Source organism: Mesorhizobium sp. M7A.F.Ca.CA.001.10.2.1, from assembly GCF_003998575.1.
GTDB lineage: Bacteria > Pseudomonadota > Alphaproteobacteria > Rhizobiales > Rhizobiaceae > Mesorhizobium.
The window spans coordinates 1-2,865 of the sequence record NZ_RZQY01000729.1; the positions used below are offsets into that span (position 1 = coordinate 1).

Genomic DNA, 2,865 nt, shown 5'->3' on the forward strand with positions numbered 1-2,865 from the left:
TCATCCGCACCTCGCCCGACCACGGCACGGCCTTCGACATCGCCGGCAAGGGTGTGGCGCGGCCCGACAGCCTGATAGCGGCGCTGAAGCTTGCCCGGCGGCTGGCCGACACGAACACGAAGGCGGTTGCGGTATGAGATCTCGGGCATGAGCATCGACGGGCTGCCGCCGCTGCGCGAGGTGATCGAGCGTCATGGGCTGCGGGCAAAGAAGGCGCTCGGCCAGAATTTCCTGCTCGACCTCAACCTCACCGGCAAGATCGCGCGCACCGCCGGCGACTTGTCCGATGCAACCGTGATCGAGGTCGGTCCCGGTCCCGGCGGGCTGACCCGCGCCCTGCTTTCCAACGGCGCGCGTCACGTCATCGCCATCGAGCGTGACGAACGCTGCCTAGCGGCCCTTGCCGAAGTGTCCGATCATTATCCCGGCCGGCTGGAGGTTGTTTCCGGCGATGCGCTGAAGACGGATTTCGCAGGCCTTGCCAGCCGAGCGACCGGCAATGGCGGTCCGGTCAAGATCGTGGCCAACCTGCCCTACAATATCGGCACGGAGCTGCTGGTGCGCTGGTTGACGGTCAGCGACTGGCCGCCTTTCTACACCTCGATGACTTTGATGTTCCAGCGCGAGGTGGCCGAGCGCATCGTCGCGCCTGCCGGCAGCGACAGCTATGGCCGGCTGGGGGTTCTTGCCGGCTGGCGGACGGAGGCGAGGATCGCCTTCGACGTACCGCCACAGGCATTCACGCCGCCGCCAAAGGTCACCTCCTCGGTGGTGCATCTGGTGCCGCGCCCGACGCCCCTGCCCGCCGAGGTGAAGAAACTCGGCCGCGTCACAGAAGCCGCTTTCGGCCAACGTCGCAAGATGCTGCGGCAGAGCGTGAAAAGCCTCGGCGGCGAGGCCCTGCTCGAACGCGCCGGCATCGATCCGACACGCCGCGCCGAGACGCTCAGCGTCGAGGAATTCGTGCGGCTGACCAATGCCGTGTAGCTCTCTTCTCCCCGTTTACGGGGAGAAGATGCCGGCAGGCAGATGAGGGGGCAGCACGAACCTTGAAATGCCAGCACCGCCCCTCATCCGGCCCTTCGGGCCACCTTCTCCCCGTGAACGGTGCGAAGGAAGAGGTCTCAGCCCGTCTTCTCGTCCAACAGTCCAGAGACGAAATCGAACAGGCCTGGCCGGCGGTCGCGTCTTAGCCGCTCGGCGACGACGATGCCGCGCACTTCGGCGAAGGCGCGGTCAAGGTCATCATTGACGATGACGAAATCATATTCCTTCCAGTGCTCGATCTCGTTGCGGGCGTTTTTCAGCCGCGTCTCGATCACCGCCTCCTGGTCTTCAGCGCGACGTTTCAGCCGCGCCTTCAACTCCTTCATCGATGGCGGCAGGATGAAGATCGAGACAATGTCGGCGCGCATCTTCTCCTTGAGCTGCTGGGCGCCTTGCCAGTCGATGTCGAACAGCATGTCGCGCCCCTCGGACAGCGCCAGTTCGGCCGGTTCGCGCGGCGTCGCATAGCAATTGCCATGCACCTCGGCCCACTCCAGCAGCGCGTCGGAATCACGAAGCCGCTCGAATTCGCGCATCGTCCGAAAATGATAGTGGACGCCTTCGATCTCGCTTCCACGGCGCGGCCTGGTGGTGACCGAGACCGACAGTTCGAGGCTGGAATCGCTTTCCAGAAGATTGCGCGCGATCGTCGACTTGCCGGCGCCGGACGGCGACGACAGGACGAGCATCAGGCCCCGGCGGCGTATGCGGGACCCCAAATCCTTGGCAACCATCGGCTACTCCAGATTCTGGATCTGTTCACGAAACTGGTCGACCACCGCCTTCAGGTCCAGGCCGATCGCGGTGATGGCTGCGGCATTCGATTTGGAACACAGCGTATTCGATTCGCGGTTAAATTCCTGTGCCAGAAAATCGAGCTTGCGACCGACCGCGCCGCCGCCCACCAGCAGTGCCCGGCCGGATGCGACATGCGTTTTCAGCCGGTCGATCTCTTCGCGAATATCGGCCTTGGTGGCCAGGAACGCCGCCTCCATATGCAGTCGGGTGGCATCCAGATTGGCGGAAGCGTCCATCAGCAGCCTGACCTGCTCGGCGATGCGTTCGCGGATCACCGCGGTCTCGCGGGATGGATCCACTTCTGCCCGCAGCGTCAGCGCCTCGATCGTGTCGATATGACCCGACAACAGCAAAGCCAGCGCGGCTCCTTCGCCCTGCCGTGCCTGTTCGAGCCCGTTCAAGGCCACTTCGAGCGCGGCCATGACCGCGGCATCGAGCGCGGCCCTCGCCTCCTCGGTTTCGACGGTTTCAGGAATGTCGAGCACGCCGCGCAGCGAAAGCAATCCATCCGACGTCGCCGCAGCAACGCCGAATTGCTCCTGCAGCCGTTTGGCGAGCCCAGCAAGGTCCTTCAGGAAGGCTTCGTTGACGACCGGCTGCGCCTGCGCGCCAACGGCACGGCCGATGGTCAGCGTCGCCTGGAAATTGCCGCGTGCAAAACGTTTCTGAAGTATTTGCCGGACAGCAGGTTCCAACCGCTCGAAGCCTTGCGGCAGCCGCAGCCGTACCTCGACGCTCTTGCCGTTGACGGACTTGACCTCCCAGGCGATCGAGGTGCCTTCGTGCTCGGCGACGGCACGTGCAAAACCGGTCATGCTCTGCAAATTCATATCGCCCACACGTCCCTGGCACATCGCCCTGAACCGGCTTTCCGGACAGAGCGAGTGCGGCTTGAAAAAGATTGCGCCGCAGGCGCGTCGAAACCGGACGCGCGGCGCTCTTCCAAATGTCAGGGGGGTGCCTGCCGGGCAACGCCTTCCTTCATTTACTGGGCAGCGCCCGCGTCACCGGCGCCGTCGC

General features: G+C 64.5%; 4 protein-coding genes. 2 read left to right on the forward strand and 2 right to left on the reverse strand.

The window, feature by feature from the left end; genetic code table 11:
* Together EN964_RS30730 and rsmA are read left to right on the forward strand one after the other, a co-directional pair.
* Nucleotides 1-137: 4-hydroxythreonine-4-phosphate dehydrogenase PdxA (locus EN964_RS30730; RefSeq protein WP_206528782.1), on the forward strand; the 137-nt coding region annotated here is incomplete at its 5' end.
* A gap of 10 nt (nucleotides 138-147) precedes the next feature.
* A complete protein-coding gene (gene rsmA, locus EN964_RS30735) occupies nucleotides 148-987 on the forward strand; it encodes a 16S rRNA (adenine(1518)-N(6)/adenine(1519)-N(6))-dimethyltransferase RsmA (protein ID WP_127268606.1) in 840 nt (279 codons plus the stop codon).
* Between the two features lie 137 nt (nucleotides 988-1,124).
* On the opposite strand, the gene gmk is transcribed toward rsmA, so the two are convergent.
* Together gmk and EN964_RS30745 are read right to left on the reverse strand one after the other, a co-directional pair.
* Nucleotides 1,125-1,781 carry a guanylate kinase gene (gene gmk / locus EN964_RS30740; protein WP_013532512.1) on the reverse strand — a complete coding sequence of 219 codons (657 nt, stop codon included), beginning with the start codon at nucleotides 1,779-1,781 and terminating at the stop codon, nucleotides 1,125-1,127.
* A 3-nt stretch (nucleotides 1,782-1,784) separates the two neighbouring features.
* Nucleotides 1,785-2,675 carry a YicC/YloC family endoribonuclease gene (locus EN964_RS30745; protein WP_127272657.1) on the reverse strand — a complete coding sequence of 297 codons (891 nt, stop codon included), beginning with the start codon at nucleotides 2,673-2,675 and terminating at the stop codon, nucleotides 1,785-1,787.
* Between the last annotated feature and the right edge of the window lie 190 nt (nucleotides 2,676-2,865).